The sequence below is a fragment of the Streptomyces sp. NPDC088097 genome (assembly GCF_044741845.1).
Taxonomy (GTDB): Bacteria; Actinomycetota; Actinomycetes; order Streptomycetales; family Streptomycetaceae; genus Streptomyces.
In genome coordinates this window covers 55,954-77,085 of record NZ_JBIUTJ010000015.1, presented here as the reverse complement: position 1 = coordinate 77,085, position 21,132 = coordinate 55,954, and the positions used below count along the sequence as shown (strand labels likewise).

The 21,132-nt window shown below is 69.5% G+C and carries 13 protein-coding genes and 2 pseudogenes; 5 read left to right on the top strand and 10 right to left on the bottom strand.

Going from position 1 to position 21,132, the window contains the following annotated elements:
- Positions 1-945 precede the first annotated feature (945 nt).
- Positions 946-4,398, top strand: a complete 3,453-nt coding sequence (locus ACIOD1_RS29600; protein WP_401905723.1) for an endonuclease/exonuclease/phosphatase family protein — start codon at positions 946-948, stop codon at positions 4,396-4,398.
- A gap of 182 nt (positions 4,399-4,580) precedes the next feature.
- Here ACIOD1_RS29600 and ACIOD1_RS29595 read toward each other — a convergent pair whose 3' ends face one another.
- From ACIOD1_RS29595 to ACIOD1_RS29585, 3 genes are all read right to left on the bottom strand, one after another.
- Positions 4,581-4,715 (bottom strand): hypothetical protein, encoded by a 135-nt coding sequence (locus tag ACIOD1_RS29595; protein WP_365625646.1) that lies wholly within the window; start codon positions 4,713-4,715, stop codon positions 4,581-4,583.
- A 72-nt stretch (positions 4,716-4,787) separates the two neighbouring features.
- A complete protein-coding gene (locus ACIOD1_RS29590) occupies positions 4,788-5,108 on the bottom strand; it encodes a hypothetical protein (protein ID WP_401905721.1) in 321 nt (106 codons plus the stop codon).
- A 189-nt stretch (positions 5,109-5,297) separates the two neighbouring features.
- Entirely contained in the window at positions 5,298-7,763 is a 2,466-nt protein-coding gene (locus tag ACIOD1_RS29585; RefSeq protein WP_401905719.1) for an MFS transporter, read from the bottom strand.
- Between the two features lie 279 nt (positions 7,764-8,042).
- Between ACIOD1_RS29585 and ACIOD1_RS29580 the strand changes: the two genes are divergently transcribed.
- Positions 8,043-8,384, top strand: a complete 342-nt coding sequence (locus ACIOD1_RS29580) for a DUF6980 family protein (protein ID WP_401905717.1) — start codon at positions 8,043-8,045, stop codon at positions 8,382-8,384.
- Between the two features lie 332 nt (positions 8,385-8,716).
- Here ACIOD1_RS29580 and ACIOD1_RS29575 read toward each other — a convergent pair whose 3' ends face one another.
- Positions 8,717-8,998: a hypothetical protein gene (locus ACIOD1_RS29575; protein ID WP_365625658.1), complete on the bottom strand. Its 282-nt coding sequence runs from the start codon at positions 8,996-8,998 to the stop codon at positions 8,717-8,719.
- Positions 8,999-9,226: 228 nt separating this feature from the next.
- Between ACIOD1_RS29575 and ACIOD1_RS29570 the strand changes: the two genes are divergently transcribed.
- The gene (locus ACIOD1_RS29570) at positions 9,227-12,538 is read left to right on the top strand and encodes a S8 family serine peptidase (protein WP_365625661.1); all 3,312 of its coding nucleotides are present in this window, start codon (positions 9,227-9,229) and stop codon (positions 12,536-12,538) included.
- Between the two features lie 811 nt (positions 12,539-13,349).
- Here the strand turns inward: ACIOD1_RS29570 and ACIOD1_RS29565 are convergent.
- The 4 genes and pseudogenes from ACIOD1_RS29565 to ACIOD1_RS29550 form a co-directional block, all read right to left on the bottom strand.
- A pseudogene (locus tag ACIOD1_RS29565) lies at positions 13,350-13,808 on the bottom strand (transposase); the annotation flags it as partial.
- A gap of 22 nt (positions 13,809-13,830) precedes the next feature.
- Positions 13,831-14,436, bottom strand: coding sequence for a hypothetical protein (locus ACIOD1_RS29560; protein ID WP_401905715.1), 606 nt, complete (start codon positions 14,434-14,436; stop codon positions 13,831-13,833).
- A gap of 38 nt (positions 14,437-14,474) precedes the next feature.
- A pseudogene (locus ACIOD1_RS29555) lies at positions 14,475-15,242 on the bottom strand (ISAzo13 family transposase); the annotation flags it as partial.
- A 130-nt stretch (positions 15,243-15,372) separates the two neighbouring features.
- Positions 15,373-16,083 carry a TetR/AcrR family transcriptional regulator gene (locus tag ACIOD1_RS29550; protein ID WP_401905712.1) on the bottom strand — a complete coding sequence of 237 codons (711 nt, stop codon included), beginning with the start codon at positions 16,081-16,083 and terminating at the stop codon, positions 15,373-15,375.
- A 122-nt stretch (positions 16,084-16,205) separates the two neighbouring features.
- Between ACIOD1_RS29550 and ACIOD1_RS29545 the strand changes: the two genes are divergently transcribed.
- Positions 16,206-17,108, top strand: a complete 903-nt coding sequence (locus ACIOD1_RS29545) for an NmrA/HSCARG family protein (protein ID WP_401905711.1) — start codon at positions 16,206-16,208, stop codon at positions 17,106-17,108.
- Positions 17,109-17,474: 366 nt separating this feature from the next.
- On the opposite strand, the gene ACIOD1_RS29540 is transcribed toward ACIOD1_RS29545, so the two are convergent.
- On the bottom strand, positions 17,475-17,825 hold the full coding sequence (locus ACIOD1_RS29540) for a hypothetical protein (RefSeq protein WP_365630215.1): 351 nt from the start codon (positions 17,823-17,825) through the stop codon (positions 17,475-17,477).
- 94 nt (positions 17,826-17,919) lie between these two features.
- On the opposite strand from ACIOD1_RS29540, the gene ACIOD1_RS29535 reads away from it, so the two are divergent.
- Positions 17,920-18,210, top strand: coding sequence for a transcriptional regulator (locus ACIOD1_RS29535; protein WP_365630218.1), 291 nt, complete (start codon positions 17,920-17,922; stop codon positions 18,208-18,210).
- Positions 18,211-18,547: 337 nt separating this feature from the next.
- On the opposite strand, the gene ACIOD1_RS29530 is transcribed toward ACIOD1_RS29535, so the two are convergent.
- Entirely contained in the window at positions 18,548-21,112 is a 2,565-nt protein-coding gene (locus tag ACIOD1_RS29530; protein WP_401905707.1) for an FG-GAP-like repeat-containing protein, read from the bottom strand.
- Positions 21,113-21,132: the final 20 nt, after the last annotated feature.

Below are 21,132 nucleotides of genomic sequence, written 5' to 3'. Positions count from 1 at the left end.
GCGTGAGGGAGTTCGTGGGCAAGGCGAACGTGAGGTTGCGGGCCCGGACCGGTCTGCCGGACGGGGCGGTGCGTACCGCTCGTGAGATGCCGCCGCCCTGGGTGTCGATGGTCACCGAAGGGGCGGGCGGCTCGGCACCGGCGCGCGTTCGGCGCATCGGCACGGGCACAACCTGACAGGCCGCTCCCACCCCTGTCGACGCCCTGCGGCCCTTATCTGCCACCTGAAGAGCCATATCAACCTCGTGTTTGTGGATGCGCATCAGTTCACGTCCGACGCTTGCCGCCGGCTCGACGCCGGCGCGGGAGCGGGTGTCCACACCCTCCCAGATACGCGGCGTCGGGGTGGACCGGTGGAGCTTCAGGCCCAGCAGAACCGCACCCTGAGGTGGGACCAGCCGAACACGCGACCTTCCGCTTCGCCCGCCTCCTCCTGTGCGACCCGACCAGGGGGACGGCATCACGCGTGGATCCGGCGACTACACGAAGGGGGCGGAGGCAGCAAGTCCACGGCCGATAGATTGGCTTGACTTCGCCCCTTCGACAGGCTGGCCGGGACTGCCGGACGGCGGACAAGGCGCCGCGGCATCAGGTGCGTCGAGCCCGGGCCCGACGCGGGCCTTCAGGAGTTCAAGATCATCCCGTTCTGACGCGGAGATCAGCACCGCGCCGATCCTCCCGCACAGCGCGTTCACGCCACGGCACCGTCGGGGCCCGGTCCGGCGCAAGTAGCATCCCCCTTTCCGGCGTTCACGGACTCCTCGCCCTATGCGTAGCGGACACACCGCACACGTCGCATACCGGCTGGAAGAGCACCAAGCGACACTGAAGGGATGTACGCACACACATGGAACTCTTATTAGTACGAGGTGCCCCACCTCGGAGGCGGAGCCTGGCACCCCGAATACCGCTCGTACTCCTGCTGGTCACCGCACTCCTCGCGGCGATGCTGACCGCACTCACCATCGCGGTCGGCGCCGCACCGGCCCACGCCGCCGCCATCGACCGCACCGTCCTCACGTGGAACATGCAGGGTGGCGGCGAGGGAGGCAACGACCCCGCCCGCAAGTGGGAGGTCCTCAAAAAGCCCTTGCTGTCCGACCCGGAGGCCGGCCGGGCGGACATCGCCCTCATCCAAGAGGCCGGGCCCATGGACGTACCGGCGAGCGCCCAGTACCAGAACACGATGACACCCCAGATCGTCAACAGCGGGGCCGAGCCCATCAACCGGGTCGAGCACTACACCTGGAAGGTCTCGAATCAGCAGACCTACCACATCTACCGCATCGACTGGGACACGGGCGGACACCGGGTGAACCCCGCGATCGTCACCCGGCAGCCGGCCGACGACACCGTCCTGGTCGGGCGGGTTTCAGCCGATCTGCGCCCGATGCTGGGCGTGCGCTTCGGCGACGACGTGTACTTCACACTGCACTCCGACTCCCCGAACGGCAACGACGCGATGGCGCTGGCGGGCCGTGCCTGGAACTGGGCACAGGCGCATACCCCGAGTCCGTACAGCATCATGGTCGGCGGCGACTTCAACCGGGAGCCGGGACAGCTCGGCAACCTCAACGGCCTGACCCTGCACAAGACGGGCCAGAAGACGCACACCGGTGGCAAGGAGCTCGACTACGCGCTCGCGGGCACCGTCCATCAGCAGGGCGAAACCAATCCCGTCCGGCTCGCCGAACCGGGCCGCTTCTCCGACCACTCCCCGGTGCTGCTGATCCCCGACCACGCGTGCACCTGGAGTTCGGCGAGCGCCACCCGCGCCGGCGGCGCACCGTCCCGGGACGCCCGGGTTGCCGGCGCTGATCAGTGCCAGGACGCGGTGGTGTCCATGGGTGACAGCTACATCTCCGGCGAGGCCGGGCGCTGGCAGGGCAACGGCTTCAACGGACAGTACAGCGCCAAGGCCCGCGAGGGCTCCTCGTACGGCACCGACCGGACCGCGTTCAACTGCACCGGCAGCGGGAACGACGAGAAGTGCGAGCACGACCCGAAGCGGGTGTACGGGAACACCGGCGAGGGCATGGAGCAGTGCCACCGTTCGGATGTCGCGCCGATCAAGTCGCTCGGCGACACGCTCGGCATCCCACAGGAGCGACGCTTCAACATCGCCTGTTCCGGCGCCACCACCGCGGATGTCCTCTCCCGGACCTTCAAGGGCGAGAAGCCGCAGGTGGAGCAGCTGGCCGACCTGACCAGGCAGTATCACGTCAAGTACGTGGTGCTCTCCATCGGCGGGAACGACCTGGGCTTCTCCAAGATCGCCCAAGATTGCGTCCTCGGATACGAGGCCAACCGTCCGTGCAGCGACAAGGGCCGCGACGAGATCACCCGCAAGCTCGGCAAGGTGCGGGACGCGGTGACCACCACGGTCGAGGCGATACAGAAGACCCTGTCGGATGCCGGCCAGGCCCACGCGAAGATCATCCTGCAGGGCTACCCCAACCCCGTACCGTCGTCGCTGAACGTACGTTATGAGAACAAGGCGTGGATGCGGGAGATGTCCGGCGGCTGCCCGCTGACCGACAAGGACGTGGACTGGCTCCACTACGAGGTCGTGCCCGGCCTCAATGATCACCTCGCCTCCGTCGCCCAGGTGCGCAACACCATCTTCCTCAACCCCCAGTCCGCGTTGGCCGGTCACCAACTCTGCGGGCAGGGCGCGGACCAGGCACACGAGAACAACACCCTCGGCAACCCGCCCGACGCCGGCGTCACCGAATGGGTGCGGTGGATTCCGGGGCTTGCCGATGCACTCCCCTGGACCCAGGGCGAGACGCAGGAGGCGGCACACCCCAACGCGTTCGGGCAGCAGGCACTGGGCACCTGCCTGCGCAAGACCCTGGAAGCGACGGAGGACCTCTCCAAGGGCTACTTCGCCTGCTACGGGGCGCCCGACATGGGCCCTGCCGACGTACGGGTCTCCGAGAAGAAGCCCCGGGCGTCCGTCATCGAGGGAGAGACCCACCGCATGGTGCTGCGGAGCGCAGGCAGCGGGGATCTCGTCGAGGTCGACTGGAGCGGCGACGGCTCCTACGTCCGGGGAGAGGAGGAGCGCAACTCCGACAAGCAGGCGTGGGACGTCACCGCCTACAAGCCCGCCGGGCCGACCGTCCAGCAATACTCGGACGAGCCGCAGCCGGTCCTCGCCGACATCACCGTCAAGCACGGCGACACCGCCCTGGCCAACAGTGAGGACGGCAAGTGGGCGCAGCTGGCGAAGGGCGGCCGTAACGGACTCACCACATGGGCCCTCTCGCCACCGAACGCGAACGGCGCCATGCAGTACCTCTATCTCCGCCAGGACGGCGATCGGCGGAAGGTTGCGGGCTGCCTCACCCAGAACCCGCAGGTCATGACCGACGAGGACCGCAAGAGCTGGCTCACCGTGGAGCCCTGCGACCTCGGCGCCCACCAGGACTGGTGGTTCGAGGAGCCTGGCCCGTTGCCCAATCCCCGCCCCGCGCCGAGCGGTTGGGAGCAGCGTGGCGAGCGGCAGATCGTCAGCGATCAGCACGGAACCTGCGTGGACAAGGGCCGCCTCGGGAGCGTGAGCCTGAGGCAGTGCGAGGCCGGCACGGCGGATCAGCAGTGGCAGCCCACCGCGCAGATCGCGGCATCCCCGTCCGGGGTGGCCGGTACGACGGCCAACGGAGCACCAGCGGGAGCGCTCGCGGTTGCGGGCACACGGACGCAGACGCCCCCGGCGCCGACCGCCAACGGCACCTTCTTCCTGGTGAACTCCACCTCAAACGACTGCCTGCGCCACTACCCGACCTCTGAGTGGGTGACGGCAGGCCCGTGCACCCAGACCCCTGACCAGCAGTGGACCTGGCAGGGCCGTACGCTGCGCGCCGCGGACAGCGGCCAGTGCATGGTGCCCGGCAGCGATGAATCGTTGACCATGACCGACTGCGTCACCGTCCCCGACGCGTTCAAGGGAGGCATCGACCCGCAGGACACGGGCCGCGTCGGGCTGCGGTCAGCCACGGGTCTGGCCATGGAACTGCCAGGCGGTGACACCACGGCCGGAACGAAGATCGTCGGAGCGGATCCGGTACCCAAGCAGGACCGGCAGAAGTGGGATCTGCACGCCGACGCAGGTCCGGACGGCGTCTGGCGCCTGGCGCCGCGGTTGATCGACTCCCGGCATCTGTCGTACAACGTCATCGACAAAGTGGCCGCGCTGATGGACGCGGTGGCCGACAACAAGGGCGAGCAGTGGCGGCTGGAGCGAATCGGAGGTGGCTGGTACCGCGTAGTGAACGACCTCGACGGTACGGTCCTCACCGCCACCCGCCCCGGGGAGCCGTTGGAGCTCAAGGAGCGGTCCAACAACCTCGGGCAATGGTGGCGGTTCGACGCCGCTCCCCACTGCTCCTGCTGAAGTGACACTGCTCCTGCTGGGGCTTGCTTGATGTCGTGACCGTTCTGGGGACACCAGCGCGTGCCCCCGCTCCGGAGCCGGTCTCCGTGCACGGAGACCGGCTCCGGAGCGGGCCAGGACAGTACGGCGGTGTGTACGTCGCCCGCTGTGGGCGTGTCGTGTGCACCGCCGCCCATCAGTGGTCAGGCCGGATCGCAGTAGAACTCGCCTGCCGACCCGGGCCAGTCGCAGCCTTCGGCGTGGCTGACGCCGACCGAGCCGAGCGAGACGAGTACGGCCATGGCCAGTACCGTCAGAGCCTTGCGAAGTGCCGTCACGGTGTTCCCCCCTTTGACGTGTGCGCAGCCCGACCGGCCGCGTCAGCAATGAAGCTAGGGCCGGAACGTGCGCTACCGAAGGCGTAGTTCGGCCAAGCAGCCCCGATAGACGATGGCGGGAAGGGGTGTGGACGTTCGAAAGTCGGTTCGGCCACCGTCGTGTGGCGGGGCAGCGCCGGGTCCAAGACGGGTGCCGACCAGGAGGCCCACCTGCGTTTCGGGCAGGACGTCCCTCACCGCCGCCACGATCGCGGCGTGCGCGAACCGGTTGACGCCGCGCTGTTCCAGCGCCTCCGTCCGGCCGCCGAGGTCCAGGTCCCGGGACATGTCCAGGTCCTCGGTCAGCAGCGGCTTCTGCCGCCCGGTCCGTTCCTCAGCCGTACTGTCGTTCACGCCACGAGCTTGGACGTCGGGAACGTGTACGGGGCCGCCGCAGCGTCGACCAACCGGACGCTCACGGTCCACGTGACACGCCTGGCACAGCGGCCTACCCCGCCCCCGCCCCCGGAGAACTGAAGCCGCGGGGCGGAGACGGCCGGGCTGCCCCCGAAAGGGCAGCCTGCCCGGTTGCATGACCGATCGTCAGTCCACGTGCCCGAGCCGTACGTCCCGCTCGGTGCGCCCGCCGCTCGCGACCTGCAGGACCGTCGCCACCGGCGGATAGCCCACCCCGATGACCGTGTACTCGCCCGACGGCAGGTCGACGAACCGGAAGGCTCCGTCCGGACCGGTGGTCAGGGTGTCCACCACGTTGCCGGCCGTGTCGAGCAGGGTGACCCTGGCATCCTCGACCGGCCTCCCCGCGCCGGTGCGGACCGTGCCGCGCAGGACCCCGCCGCCCGCGAGCTCCACGTTCTGGCGGGTCTCGTGGGAGGCCTGCACGCTCACCGGCAGTGCGACCGGCCTGAACGCCGGGGCGCTCGCGGCCAGGGTGTACTCCCCCGCCACCAGCTCCGAGATGACGTACGTGCCCTCCTGGCCGGTCCGCGTGGAGGCGACCACTTCGCCCCGGACGTCGGTGAGGGTGACGGCCGCGTCGGGGACCGGGGTGCCCTCGGCCGTGACGACGGCGCCGGCCAGCCTTCCGGCCCCGCCGAGCACCACGTCGAGCTCGACCGGTTGGTCGCCCACCGTCACGCTCACGGCCTGCGGCTGATGACCGCCGGCGGCAGCGATCAGGACGTACGAACCGGGGCCGCGCACGCTCAGTGCATAGCGTCCGTCGGCTCCGCTGGCGCCCCGGCCGACTTGATGGCCGCTCACGTCGATCAAGGTCAGGGCGGCCCTGGGGACCGTGCTGCCGTCGGGGTGCTGGACGGTTCCGCAGACCGGCAGTGCGCCCGGCTGGGAGGCGTCGGTCGAGGTCCGTGCGGCGGGGACTTCGCCGGGGAGTGGCTCGGGGAGGGCCTCGGAGAGCAGCGAGTCGGCTGCGGGCTCGTTGTGGGACACCAGCGGTTTCTCCTTGAGGAAGCAGGCGATGAGCAGGCCGAGGACGAGCACCGGCACGAGGTAGAGGAAGATCCGCGGCATCGCGTCGGCGTAGGCCTCCATGTACGCGTCCCTGACGGTCGGCGGCAGGGAGTGCACCAGCTGCGGGGTGATGGCGGAGGGGTCCGGGAGCCCGGTGCCGACGGGCAGCCGGTCGGCGAGGGCGTCGGTCAGCCGGGAGGCGAAGACCGTGCCGAAGACGGCGGCGCCGATGCTGCCGCCCATCTGCCGGAAGTAGTTGTTGGCGCTGGTGGCGGTGCCGATGTCGGTGGGCCGCACCGAGTTCTGCACGGCGAGGACCAGCACCGGGAGCACGAGCCCGATGCCGACGCCGAGGACGGCCATCCCCAGGCTGTACGTGAGCTGGGTCGTGCCGGTCTCCAGCCGGGACAGCAGCCACATGCCGAGGGTGGACAGCACCCCGCCGAGGATCGGGTAGATCTTGTAGCGGCCGGTCCTGCTGATCAACTGGCCGGAGACGATGGAGGCGACGACGACCCCGCCCATCATCGGCAGCCCGGACTCGGTGGCGGTGGCGCCCTCGACCATCTGCAGATAGGCCGGCAGATAACTGGCCGCGCCGAACAGTGCGATGCCGACGACAGCCCCGACCAGAGCGGTGACCGTGAAGACCGGGTCGCGGAACAGGCGCAGCGGGATGATCGGTTCGGCTGCGTGGTGCTCGGCCACCACGAAGAGCAGGCACGTTCCGGCAGCGCCGACGCCGAGCCCCAGAATCATCCGCGAGTCCCACGCGTACGTGGTGCCGCCCCAACTGGTCAGCAGCACCAGACAGGTAGAGGCCGCGGCGAGGAGCACTGCGCCGATCACGTCGAGCCGGGGCCGGTCGGTGGGCTTGGGGAGCTTCAGCACAACGGCGATCACGGCCAGGGTGACCAGTCCGAACGGGACGTTGATGTAGAAGCACCAGCGCCACGATGCGTGGTCGGTGAAGAACCCGCCGAGCAACGGCCCCGCGACGGACGCGAGGCCGAAGGCTGCGCCGATCAGGCCCATGAAGCGGCCGCGCTGCCGGGACGGCACGATGTCCGCGATGATCGCCTGCACACCGATCATGAGCCCGCCGGCGCCGATGCCCTGGACCGCCCGGAAAGCGATGAGCTCGTTCATGGTGCGCGACCAGCCGGCCAGCGCGGAACCGATGATGAAGACCACGATCGCGAACTGGAAGACGCTCTTGCGGCCGAAGAGGTCGCCGAGTTTGCCGTACAGCGGCAGCCCGATGGTCGAGGTGAGCAGATAGGCCGTGATGGCCCACGACATCCGGTCCAGGCCCTGGAGCTCCCCGACGATCTTCGGCAGCGCCGTGGCGACGATCATCTGTTCCAGCGCCGCGAGCAGCAACGCCAGCATGAGCCCGAAGAACACCAGCCGGACCCGACGCGGGCTGAACTCCTCGGGCGGGCCCCCTTCGGCGGAGGGGGCGGGTCCGCTCGCAACGTCCCGGCCTGCCGGATCGAGATGCCCCCTCTTCTCGAAGCGGATCGCGGCCGGCCGCGGGGCGGCCTGCTCGTCCGTCTCCAGAGTGATACCGCCCACGTACTGCTCCCCTCGTTGCCTCAGGCAATCTCGCCTGCGCCGCCCTTTTCTCGCATTCGACAACAGCATGAGCAAACGGGCGGATTGACGCCCCGGAGGTACCGGCGGGCATCCGGGCCGGTGGGAGGGGGTGCCGTGAACCATCAGCCGGTACGGAGAACCACTCGAACCGGTGAGGGTGCGGACTGGCCCGTGACTGGCGATCGCCAACGCACGGCTGGCGTTCCAGACCTACGAGCAGGCGCTCTTGGGCCCGCGCCGGCAGCGCCTCGCCGCGGCGTGAGCCCGGACGCAGCGCCCGCCGTGGGGACCCACCACTGCTGCGACGCGATGAACAGCCGCGTGAACGTACGCTGCGACCGGCACGACGGTCCATTCGCCTGTCCGGATGCGCTGATTGGGTTCAGCGCCAAGTTCCAGGAGTACGGGCTGATCATCCATGACGGCGGCACAGCGAGCATCACGATCGACTTCTGCCCCTGGTGCGGACGACGCCTCCCCGAGTCGCAGCGGAACAGGTGGTTTGACGAACTGGGACACCGCAGGTTCGATCCGTGGGAGGACAAGGTCCCTGCCGCGTTCCAAGACGACCGCCGGCTTGCCGCGCCGCCTCAGGACTGACGAACCAACGGCCGCTCAAGCGACTTCGGGCCGTGGCCCCGGATGCTGAACACGTCCATGCGGCTTGGGCCAGGGCAGTTGCTGCTGGTCGGAGGGCGTTCTCCTACGCGCGCAGCAGGTCGGGCAGTTGCGCGGCGGGATCGGCCCCCACGATGGGCGGGGGTTGACGAGGCGGATGTGGATGGCCCCGCCCGTCGCGCTCGCGGTGCAGCTTATGCAGGGGTGTACTGGACGGACCTTCCGCGCGTGCAGGCCCTTGAGGTCTCCCGGGCATCGCCTTGGTCGTCAGCCCTGCGGGAGGCGTAAGCGCATGCCGGAGATGGGTCGGGCCGTCACCGAGCCAGGTAGTAATCCACCACTTGTTGCAGCGCCTCCTCAACGGTCCTGAACAGCCCGAGCTCGCGCGAGTTGCCGAACGCCCCGCGCCCCGAGACTCGGGCGAACGCCATGTACGGGCCACCGCCGCCCATCGAGGGAGAAGCCCAGCCGACCGACATGTACGGGTCCTCGGGCGCGTAGAGGTGCACGGCACCCGCTTCGCTGCCCGCGTCCGTCCGCGCGCTCATCTCGTACCGCGCCAGATGCGCGGCGAACGCCGCACTGACCTTGGCCATATCCGTTTGCCCTTCCAACCAGCCTATCGCTCAGGAAAGTTCGCAGATAATCGTCACACATCTCCGCAGTCTCCTGAAGGGCGCGCGGCTCTGCGCCACGAGGCTGCTCGCGGCTTCCGATTTATCCAAGACAGTCCGGCCGGCAACCCTCCAGCATGGTCGTCCGGGTCCTGCCCCGGACGACGACGGGGGAACAGAGTGAGACACACACCGGTAGCGAGGAACGCCGTGCTCGCCGCAGCACTGGCCGGAACGCTGCTCGCGGGCATGACGTCCGCCGGCGTCCCGTCGGCTCACGCGGCGACGGGCTCCGCTCCGCACGCCTCGTCGAAATCAACGGGGCCCGTGGCCGTCATCACGCTGGTCACAGGCGACCGCGTCGCCCTCGCAGGGGACGGCAGCGTCGCGCAGCTCGTCCGCGCACCGGGCCACGCGGGAATCGTGTTCTCTGTGCGCCGCGAGGCCGGCCACACCCACGTCATCCCTCAGGACGCGCTGCGCATGATCGGCGACGGGGTTCTCGACCGAAGGCTGTTCGACGTCACCCAGCTGATCGCGGACGGCTACGACGACGCGCACCGGAAGTCTCTGCCCCTCATCGTCAGCTACCGCCGGGACACCGCCGGCACCGGGGCTCTGGCCGCCGCCCGGGACGCACTCGCCGGCGTCGCACGCGAACGGCGTCCGCTGCCGGCCGTCGATGGCGAGGGCTTCGCAGTGGCCAAGTCCGACGCCGGGTCCCTGTGGTCCGCTGTGACCGGCACCTCTCAGGACCGCGTCGCGGGAGCCGCTTACGCCGGCCCCGTGGCGCACCTGTGGCTGGACGGCAAGGTCCGCAGCGCCTTGGACGTGAGCGTCCCGCAGATCGGCGCACCCGTCATGTGGCAGGCGGGCTGGACGGGCAGGGGCGTCACGGTGGCGGTCCTCGATACGGGCGTCGACGAAACCCACCCCGATCTCAAGGGTGCCGAAGCGGCCGAGCGGAACTTCACCTCATCGCCCACGACGCGGGACCGCAACGGACACGGTACGCATGTGGCCTCCACCATCGCCGGCACGGGCGCGCTGTCGGGCGGCCGCTACAAGGGCGTGGCTCCCGACGTGCGGCTCTTGGACGGCAAGGTCTTGGACGACGACGGCTTCGGCGCCGAGTCGAACGTCCTCAGCGGCATGGAGTGGGCCGTCGAACAGGGCGCGCAGATCGTCAGCATGAGCCTGTCCACACAGGACTACCCGGAGACCGACCCGCTGGAGGACGGGGTCGCCCGGCTCTCGGATCGGGCCTTGTTCGTGGTGGCCGCGGGCAACCACGGCCCAGGCCCGGCGACGATCACCTCGCCGGGAAGCGCGCCCGCGGCGCTCACGGTGGGCGCGGTCGACAAACAGGACCGCATCGCGGACTTCTCCAGCCAGGGTCCCGCGCGCGACGGGGGGAGCAAGCCGGACCTCACCGCACCGGGCGTCGACATCACCGCCGCGGGCACGACGCAGGGTGAGTTCCCCTCGGACACCGGCTACGTCACCTTGTCGGGGACTTCGATGGCCACTCCGCACGCCGCTGGAGCCGCTGCCCTGCTGCTCCAGCAGCACCCCACCTGGAGCGGTGCCCAACTCAAGGCGCTGCTGACCGGATCGGCCAAGCCGAACCCCGCGCTCAACGCCTCTCGTCAGGGCGCGGGCCGCGTCGACCTGACGCGGGCCGTGACGGCCGCCGTCGTGTCCGAGCCCGGTTCCCTCGACTTCGGGATGCAACTGTGGCCGCACACGGATGACAAGCCGGTCGACAGGATCCTCACCTACCACAACTACGGTACTCAGGCCGTCACGCTGCGACTGAGCTCGGCCGGCTCCGACGCTGCCGGCGATCCGGCTCCGGACGGAATGTTCACCGTGCGGGACGCCGAGATCACCGTCCCGGCGGGTGGCCGCGCAACGACCACCGTCACCGTGGACACCCGCAAGGGGACAGCCGACGGGGACTTCGGCGGCAGCGTCCTGGCCGCGGGAGGTGACCAGTCGGTGCGCACCGGCCTCGCGGTGGTCCGGGAGTCCGAGTCGTACGACGTAACGCTGCGGCACATCGACGTCAACGGGACGAGCCCGCTCAGCTACTACAGCACGATCACCACGCTGGGGACCGTCGTGCCGGAGCCGATCGACTTCCCGAACGATCCGAGCGGCACCGTCACCCGACGCCTGCCCAGGGGCGACTACCAGTTGGAGAGCTTCGTCTTCAGCCCCGGCGACACGATGGCCGTCTTCGTGCAGCCGGTGCTCAAGGTGACCGGAAAGACCATGATCACTCTCGATTCCCGGAAGGCCCGCCCGTTCGCCGTCACCCCTCCCGATCCGAAGGCCCGGCTGGTCAGTGCCACCGTCGGCTACGAGGACGATCATGCCTTCGTACACAACTCCTGGGTGACCGACGGGTCCACACGGATCCTTACCGCCGCACTGGGCCCACCCCAAACCGGGATGCGAGCGCAATACAACGGCCTCTGGAAGAAGCCCGGCGCAGCGGGCAGCAGCGTCGACTACCGGCTCGCGTTCCACAGTACGGGCAGCTGGTTCAACGGCCTCACCCACAGCGTCACCCGCGCCGAGGTCGCCGAAGTGAAGCTGGGCTTCGGGGCCTCTGTCACCCAGGGCAAGGCCCTCATCAGCGCGACCCCGAGGGATACGAACGGGTTCACCGTCGGTGCGCCGGACGCCGTCCCCCAGAACCTACCGCTGGCGTCGACCCAGTTCGTCAGCGCCAAGGGCGTCCAGTGGTCCTGGACGGCTTCACAGGTCAACGGCCAGGGGGAGCCACGCATCATCTACACGGCCGGCCCGGTCGCCTACAAGCCGGGCGCCCGCTACACCTCGAACTTCAACACCGCAGTGGTCGGCCCCGACGTGGAGGCGGGCGACCAGCAGGGGGCGTTCCGCTACGGAGACTACATCGACACCCGGATCCAGCTCTTCAACGACGGCAGCGGACACTCGGGCTCGTCCGTCGTCACCGACGGCTTCAGCAGGCTGGAATCCGGCGGCCGAGTCATCGCTGAGGGGACCGCCTCCGACTGGGTGAGCGCCGAGGTCCCGTCCGCACCTACGGACTACCGGCTCAGCGTGGAGGCGAGCCGCTCCCCCGCGGACACCTCGACGAGCACGAAGGTGGCCGCGTCGTGGACCTTCGCGTCCGCCCACGCGGCCGGGGACCAGGCGGTCGTCCTCCCGCTGTCGACGGTGAGCCTTTCGCCCAAGCTGAGGCTGGACGGCACCGCGCCGACGCGCGGCACCCTGAAGGTGCCCTTGCGCTTGGGCGGGAGCGCCGCAGCCCCAGGACGCGTCGCCACACTGACCGTCAAGGTGTCCTACGACGGGGGCGCGAGCTGGAAGCCCCTCTCCGTGAAGACCGACGCCACGGGAAACCGTGCGGTGAACATCACGCACCCGCCGACCGCCACGTCCGTGTCCTTCCAGGTCGACCTCAGGGACCGAGACGGCAACACCGCCCACGAAACGATCACCAACGCCTATCGGATCGCCCCCTGACCCGGCGGACGGCTGCGGCCGCCCCTCACCCGGGCAGGGGCGGACCAAGGCGGGACGGGACGGGACGGCCGCAGGAGCGCAGGAGGGAGCCGGTGTGACGGCACGGGCCCAGCTGCCGGACCAGTCGGGGCGCGGGCCCCGCTCCGTCCGAGGCCCTCGAGGAGCCTGAGGTCACCGCCGGCCACAAGCTGACCGGCGGCGCCTGGCCCAGCCGCTCCGACAACATCACGGTCACCGACTCCCACCGGATCGACGTGGACGTCGACCCCTTCGTGCCGCCGGCCGAGTGTCGCGGCCGCCGCACTTGCCCGTGGAGATGCGCGGGGAGAGGGCCGTCGCGGACGGGCCTCTCCGCCGACGTCGCCCACGCGTTCGGCGTCTTGGACAGGACGCTGTGCGGAATCCGGGTAGCCGGCACGTCGCCGTTGGATCACTGGTGGCTGCCGGAGCGGGAGAACGTCTGTGGTGCCGGCCGGGATGCGGCGGGTGTCATCGATGACCGCCGGCCGCGGGAATTGAGGGGCGAGGACGCACGGATCAGCGTGGCCCGGCGGCTACGGGTCCTTCCGGTTCGGAGTTCGCTGATCGTCACTCCGGGCGTCGCGCTACCCGGTGAATCCGCGCCGACCGCTCCCGTCCCGAACACCACGTGCGGCGATCACCGCCGGGGCCTCGCACGTCGTCGGCCGGGCGGTCACTCGCGCCGCCGACCCGGCGGCCGCGTTCCGTCTCGTCCGGGCGAGTCCGGCTCCGCAGCGAGCAGCGCGGACGGGGTCTGTCAAACGAGCGGTGTAACTCGGGTTGTTGAGGGTTACTGACGTGCTGCGGAGAGCCGACCGTCGAAGGTGATGTCGAAGGCGTTCAGGGCGGTCTTCCAGCGCATGGTCCAGCGGGCCTGACCTCGGCCGGTGGGGTCCAGCAACATGATCGCCATGTAGACGCACTTCAGGGCAGCCTGCTCGTTGGGGAAGTGCCCGCGGGCCTTTACCGCCCGGCGGATCCAGGCGTTCACCGACTCGATCGCGTTGGTCGTGCAGACGATCCGGCGGATCTCAGTGTCGAAGCGGAGGAACGGAGTGAACTCTTCCCACGCGTTCTCCCAGAGCCGCACGATCGCCGGATACTTCTTGCCCCAGGCGTCGGCGAACTCGGCGAACCGGTCGAGTGCGGCTTCCTCGGTCGCCGCCGTGTATACGGGCTTGAGCACCCTGGCGATCTTGTCCCAGTCCTGGCGGGCGGCGTAGCGGAAGGAGTTCCGCAGCAGGTGAAGCCGTCAAAGAACAACACGTTGGCTATCCGCGGCCTACCCGATGGTCCTCCGTCTGCGGCTCATTGACCGAGGCGAGCAGGTCGGCTGCTGTCATGTGCCGGTGCTCGGCGGGGGTGATATCAATGCGGCGGGCTTCGAGGATCGGGAGGACGTCCTTGATCGCGTTCCACAGCGTGCTGCGGCAGACACCGAACAGCTCGGCGAGGGGGTCCAGGCCGCAGACGCGACGCCGGTAGAGGATCGTGGCGAGGATCCGATCGCCGTCGGTCATCTTCTGCCGGAAGACGCCGCCACGACTGCCTGGGCGTCGGTCGCCGCCGCGCTGGCGGTGACGGCGCAGTTCGATCGCGGCGGCGTAGGGCACGATCAGCTCCTCAAGCAGGGCGTGCAGTGCCTCGCGGCTCGTGCCGGTCAGTGCCGGGTCGGTGAGGGCCTGGTGGGTTGGAATCGCTGAAGGGTGCTCGGCCGGAGCGACGCCGGTGGCCCAGGCGCGGAGGTCTTCGGCGCGGGTGAAGTACCGTACGACGGTCGGTGTGATGCTGATCTTCTGCTCGTCCAGTAACTGCCGGGTTGCCTCGATGGCTTGGCCGATGGTGACCGGGTTGATTCCCAGCAGGTCGCACAGCACCTTCTGCGGGCAGACCTGACGAAGGTAGACGACGGTGATCAGGACCTCGTCCGCGTCCGACAGCAGTGCTCGGCTGCGGCCGGTCGTGGCAACGCGCCGGCCTCCGCGGAGTACGTAGCGGCGCTGTTCGGTCCGGGCTGCCTGGGCTGGGCCAACTGGGCGCGCAGAGAATCCAGTTCGCCGGTGTTCATGCCGGTCAGGCGGGGATCGGCGAGCGTCTGCAGGGTTCGCTCGCGGGCTGTGGTGCGCTCGTCGGCGCGCGGTGCGGCGTCCGTGCCGCCGACCGGGTCGATGCTGTAGTTCCACCGGCTACGGTCGGTATGGGCGGTGATCGGCAGGGTCAGCAGCTGTTCGCAGCTGACCGCGATGCCGGTCGGGTAAGAGCCGTGGTCCAGGGCGGCCTCGACACGAAGCCCAGCCCGGGTTGTGGTCGCGGCGATCGTGTTGAGGACGACTTCGTGGCTGGTCAGCGGCCTGCCGCGCCAGTTCATGGTGATGTGTGAGAACAGCCGGTGCTCGATTTTGTTCCACTTCGAAGTGCCCGGCGGAAAGTGACAGACTGTGACCGTCAGGCCGGTCTCGGCGGCGAGCGCGGCCAGTTCGGCCTTCCAGAGCCGGTAGCGGTAGCTATTGGATCCGCCAGCGTCCGCCGTGATCAGCAGTCGGGACGCCGCGGGGTAGTCGTGTCGGCCGCGGGCCTGCCACCAGCGGTGGATCGAGGCGACCGCGAACGCGGCCGTGTCGTGGTCGACGCCGACGTTCACCCAGCCGGTGTTCGCGGTCATGTCGTAGATTCCGTACGGGATCACCGTCTCCACGCGCGGTTGCCTTCGCACCCGCTCCGGCCCGACGTCCGCTCGCCCCCGACTGCCTCACCTTCTCAGATCCGAACCGCCATATCTGCCGTCGCTGTCACTCGCCATCTGTCGGCCGCGCTCAGATCTCGGGTAGGCCGAAAGCGGTACGGTCAGCCTCGATCAGGTCGCCGAGCAGCGCGATCGTAGCGGCGGTGAGTTTTTGGAAGGGGAGGTCGGGGGGCGTCTCGTTCTCGAAGGCGTGCCGAACGGTGTGCGCGAGCAGCTCGGCCCGCTGCTCCGGGCCGCCCGTCGGGGCCGAGCCCTCGGCGCGTAGGAAGCCCTCGAAGGTCGCTTGATAGGCGTAGCCGACCTCGTCCGCGGTCAGGTCGTCGCGGAGCAGGCCGTGTTCGGCGAGCAGTGCGAGGTAGGCGCGCGCCATCGTGGTGTGCCGGTCGTCGCGGGCCGGGTCGGGCGAGCCGGTCAGTTTGCCGAGCAGGTGGGGGTCGCCCAAGAGCAGCCCGCGCAGTAGCGGACGTTCCACGACCGCCAGGAAGTACACGCGGGCGAAGTTGTGCAGCAGGCAGGTTTGCGGGTCCCGGTGAAGCGTCTGTCGCAGGCCGTCCAGTGCATGGAGTACCTCGCGTGCCAATACGGCGCTGAACAGCTGTTCACGCGTCTTCCAGTGCAGGTAGACGGTGCCCTTGCCGATGCCCGCCTCGGCAGCCACATCGTCCATGGTGACCCGTCGGTAGCCGTGGCGCGTCAGCAGATCCGCAGCGACATCGAGGATGCGCGCGGCCCGTTCGGCGCGTTGCTGCGGGTCGCGGAGTCGTTCGGGGGTGGCACTCACAGCCCAACCGTATGACCAGATGCGAGATACCGTCAATCAAATTTTTTAGTTGACGAAATATCGAACTCCGTCATATGTTCATGTCGCGACAGTGTCCCCGTTTCGACGGCAGGAGCCGAGTCATGAACGTGAACACCTCCACCATCCCCCGCGGCAGGACGGTCCTGGTCACCGGCGCGACCGGAAACCAGGGCGGCGCCACCTCCCGCCACCTGCTCTCAGACGGTTGGCACGTCCGTGCCCTCGTCCGGGACGACACCACCCAGGCCGCTGCGGCGCTGAGCGCCGCCGGAGCCGAACTCGTCCGCGGCGACCTGGACGACCGCGACTCCATCAAGGAAGCGGCGCGCGGCGCATACGGGGTCTACAGCGTGCAGTCCGCGAACGGAAATGAACTCAACCAGGGCATCAACGTCGCGGATGCCGCGAAGGCCGCAGGCGTGCGGCACCTGGTGTTCTCATCCGTCGGCGGCGCCGAAAGCCAGAACCGCTTCTACGGTGAGCAGGGTTGGGGGCAGATAGAGAAGTGGCAGATCGAGGAGCACATCCGCGCGCTGGGCATACCTGCGACCATCCTGCGGCCGGCCGTCTTCATGGAGGACTTCACCAGCACCGCACGGTTCTTCCAGAACGGCTCACTGAATGTCCCCTGGCACGACAACCTGGCCATGCCGCTGATCGCCATCGACGACACCGGCGCATTCGCGGCCTCGGCCTTCGCCCATCCCGGCGCCTACCTGGGCAGGGCCGTCGAGATCATGGGCGACCGCCTCACCGCCCCGCAGATCGCCGAAGCCCTCGGCTCGGCCGCCGGGCATCCCATCCCCTACACCCAGATCCCGCTCGACATCCTGTGGGAGCACCATCCCGAGGTTGCGAAGGTCTACACCTGGGCGAACGCCACCTTCTACAACACCGACCCCGCCCCGCCGCGCCAGGCCCACCCGGGCGTCATGGACTTCCGTACCTGGCTCAGCCGCTCTGGCAAAGCCCGTCTCACGACACAACGGGACGCCACGCGCTGACAACGCGGCGGCTCACCCGGAACGGCGCATCCGGCGCAGAAGCCAGTGCGGCAAGGAAACCGGTCGAAATGGTGCCGCTGACACCAGGTACGGGCCCGCGTACACCCGCACAGCAGCATCACAGTCACCGGCAGCAGGCGAAGTGGAAGTCCATCGGCGCGTCCGACCGCCCCTCGCTGCGTGGCGGCCGCGACAAGGTCCGGGAACGGTATTGGATCAACGATCCGCGACGGGTCCGAAGCAGCACCGCGCCGCCCGTCGCGGGCGGGTGAAGACAAGGGCCCGGTACGCGGAGGTCTTGGGCGTGCCGTTGCTGGCGGGGCTCACGGGCGACCCGTCGCCGGCGGGTTGTGCCGTGAGGACTGGTCATGCGGCGCTGCTGAACTCCACGTACTCGATGGTCGCGCCGCCCGGGTGCCGCACGGTCAAGTTGCGGCCCGTGGGCACTTCGTTGGGGCCGTCCAGAACTTCTCCTCCGTGCCGGTCTGTCAGGCGCAGGATTTCGGTGAGGGAGCCGACGATCGCGGTGGCGTGGGTGCCTCGGTATGGGGCAAGTGCGTCATCGGTGCCCGCGAGCAGCAAGAAGCTGCCGATGGTGGCGAGTTGCAGGTCGCGGTAGGTGAAGCGCAGCCCTGGCTGCTCGCCGGTGAGCTCTGTGAACGTGGGCAGGGCGGTGTCCAGATCGTCGACGTAGACACGGGCATAGGTAGCGAGCATCGGCGTGTAACCCCTCAGATCATTTCGTCTATCCCGAAATATCGAATTGAGCTGCATACTAGGGACGCCAGGTGGGCGTAGGCAAGGAGGACGGATGAGACAACTCGACTTCGGGGAAATGGAGATGGCTACGGTGCTGCACGCACTGGGCGATCCAGTCCGGCTCTTCCTGGTCCGGCGGATGGCTGAGGGCGGCGAGAGCGGATGCAGTCCAGCGGGCCTGGACGTTGCACCCTCCACGCTCTCCAATCACTGGCGCATCCTGCGAGAGGCCGGCATCACCCAGACCCGGCGGGCCGGCAAAGCCCGCCTGATGACTTTGCGCCGCGACGCCCTCGACTCCCGCTTTCCCGGGCTCCTGGATGCTGTCCTGAACGATGGCTGAGGATGGGCTGCGGGGCCGGCCGTGGCCTGGAGATCCCGGCGATCAAGGGGTGCCCACCCTCGCGCGCTTGCCGGAGGGGATCACCAGGTCCGGGCGGATCTGCTCGACGGACTCTCCAGCCGCCGTGCGGACCGAACATGAGGTCATGGGTGCCGAAGGGCGTCAGCGGCGTGATGAAGTCGACGAACTCACCCAGCCCCGCGCTCTGACGACTGCCCTGCCGCCGCCGGCAGCGGAATGGTCCCGAGGCGGCGGATTGAGGGACGCCCCGCTCGTGTGCCCGCCGGTACGCGCGGTCAGCCCGGAGTAGAGCGCTGTGGCCGGGCGCTCGGATCCGTCACCAGCCGCCGGTGAGGGTGGTGGGGCCGGCGAAGGAGGTGTCAGTGCGGCCGGCCCAGCTCCGGAGGCTTCCGGTGCTGTCGTCGCGGGCGATCAGGTCGGCCTTGCCGTCGCCGGTGAAGTCGGCCGCCGCGGTCTGGGAGAAGTTCCAGCCGCCGGTGACGGTGAGCGGGGCGTTGAAGTAGCCGCCTGCGTTGTGCGTCCACATCTTGAGGTTCCCGGCGACGTCGCGGGCGACGATGTCGGCCTGGTGGTCGCCGTTGAAGTCGGCGGCGGTGGTCTGCGTGAAGTTCCAGCCGCCGGTCAGAACCACACCGGCCCCGAAGGTGCCGTCGCCGTGACCGGACCAGATCTTCAGGTTCCCGGAGGCGTCGCGGGCGATCAGGTCGGCCTTGCCGTCACCGTCGAAGTCGGCGGCGGTGGTCTGCTCGAAGTCCCAGCCGCCGGTGACCGTGACGGCCGAGCCGAAGGAGCCGTCGCCACGGCCGTTCCACAGCTTCAGGTTCCCCGAGGTGTCGCGGGCGACCAGGTCGGCCTTGCCGTCGCCGGTGAAGTCGGCCGCCACAGTCTGCGAGAACGGGCGCCAGCCGCTGGTCACGTCGACGGACGAGGCGAAGCTGCCGTTGCCGCGTCCGAGCCACATCGCGAGGATGCCCGTGGAGTCCTGGCGTGCGACGAGGTCTTGGACGCCGTCGCCGTTGAAGTCCGCCGCCGCGGTTTGCGACATGTTCACGCTGGGACCGTCGGCTCCCCGGAACAGGGTGTCGGCGAGGACCTTGGTTCCCGCGTCGCCGAAGTGGAGATGGTCGTCGCCGCCCGGCTTGATCATGCTCGCCAGGAGCTGGGACGGCATGTCGGGGTCCCGTGTGGCGAGGTCGAAGTCGGTGTGGGCGTCGGCCTCGGTCGTCGTCCTGATAGCGGTGTTGACCTGCTGGCGGACGTTCTCCTTTGCATCGCTGTAGGCCGTGTACCCGCCGAACGCGGGGATGGTGGCGACGACGACGCGTATGTCGCGGGCCTTCGCCTGCGCGCAGATGCGGCGGATCGCGTCCTTGACCGACTCCGCGGACGCGCCGTCGAGGGCGAGGTCGTTGATGCCTTCGTAGAGGACGAGGGTGCGGACGTTGCTCTGGGCGAAGACGTCTCGGTCCAGCCTGCTCAGGGCGCTGGGGCCGGCGTTGTCCGCGCGGTCGGTCAGCAGACGGTTCGCGCTGATGCCTGAGTTGACGACGCCGGCGGTCTGGGAGGTGGTGTTCAGCGCCGCCGCGTAGTGGTCGGGCCAGCGTTGGTTGCGGTTCGGGGTGGAGTGCGCCCCGTCGGTCTGGGAGTCGCCCAGGGCGACGATGGTTCCGATGTTCTCGGTCGCGGCGATGTCGACGCCGCTTACCAAGGGCCAGTACGGAAGCGTGTCCGGGAAGGCGGTCGCGGTGGTGTCGGCCGTGTGGTCACCTGCCTGGCGGCCGCTGATGAAGGAGGTCATCAGGGCGTAGTCGTGTGTGGGCACGACGGTGACCTGGTCGGGGAGGTAGGCGCTGACCAGGAGGTTCTTTCCGGCGGTGACGGGGAAGGCGACGGGGTCGCTGTAGATTTCACCGCCGGCCGCAAGGGTTGTCTCCTGGCCGCCGCCGAACGTCAGGGAGACAGGGGCCTGGGTCGCGGCCGCGCCGCCCGCCGGGACCTGGGACGCGACGGTCACGTGGCCGAGCCGGATCGGCTGTGGAGAGAAGGTGTTGGCGAACCGTATGCGGGCGGTGGCGCCGCTGGTGTGCGGGTTGACGACCACGCGCAGGGTTTGCTGGGCCCAGCCCGGCTGGGCCAGTTGCCGGGCCTGGCCGAAGGACGCGCCCCAGCTGCCCGCCCAGAACTTTCCGCCCGGGGCGACAGGTGTGCTGCGGATGGCGATGTCGAAGACGTGCAGGGCGGGGGCGCCCGGGGCGGCGGCGCTGCCGGTCCTGGGCAGGGTCACCGATGTGAGGGTCCTGCTCGGGTCGAGGGGCACGGTGACCGCGTAGAGCCGGGCTGCGGCCGTCTGCTGTCCGGAGACGGTGTTTCGGTGGTCCAGGCTGAGCGCCGCCGTCGCCGTCCCCCCGGTGTTCCAGTCTTCCACCTCCAGGGTCTGCCGCGCCGATGTGCCGTCGGTGTAGGCCACGGTGACGGGCGCGGAGAGGGAGCCGGACGTCGCCGATGCCAGGAATCCGAGAGCGTTGCCGGAGCCCCGTGCCGCGAGGGTCTGGCCCGTCGCCAGCACGTTGTCGGGCTGACCGGGGGCGACATCGGCCCGCGTGTAGGTCGTCGCGCTGACCGTGACGCGTGCACCCCGCTGCCAGCCGGCCTTGTCGAGGTCGGTGGCGGACATGCTGCGTCCCGCGGCGTCGAAGTCGGCCGAGCCGGGTGCGCCGTCCGCACTGATCGCCGTGTTGTTGAATGCCTCACGCACGGTGCTGTACGTCGCGGCGTGAGCGGGGGCGGCGGTGGCCGTGACCAGCCCGCCGGCGGCCAGGGAGAGGGCCAGCGGCAGGGCCGTGGTCCGTATTCGGAGGAAGGCGCGTTTCGGGAAGGGCATCGGAGGATTCCTCGGATCGG

Excerpts from the sequence above, each read along its gene's own strand:
- ACIOD1_RS29600 (WP_401905723.1), top strand. The coding sequence starts at position 946 with ATGCTGACCGCACTCACCATCGCGGTCGGCGCCGCACCGGCCCACGCC.
- ACIOD1_RS29540 (WP_365630215.1), bottom strand. The coding sequence starts at position 17,825 with ATGCTCGCTACCTATGCCCGTGTCTACGTCGACGATCTGGACACCGCC.
- ACIOD1_RS29530 (WP_401905707.1), bottom strand. The coding sequence starts at position 21,112 with ATGCCCTTCCCGAAACGCGCCTTCCTCCGAATACGGACCACGGCCCTG.
- ACIOD1_RS29535 (WP_365630218.1), top strand. The coding sequence starts at position 17,920 with ATGAGACAACTCGACTTCGGGGAAATGGAGATGGCTACGGTGCTGCAC.
- ACIOD1_RS29545 (WP_401905711.1), top strand. The coding sequence starts at position 16,206 with ATGAACGTGAACACCTCCACCATCCCCCGCGGCAGGACGGTCCTGGTC.
- ACIOD1_RS29575 (WP_365625658.1), bottom strand. The coding sequence starts at position 8,998 with ATGGCCAAGGTCAGTGCGGCGTTCGCCGCGCATCTGGCGCGGTACGAG.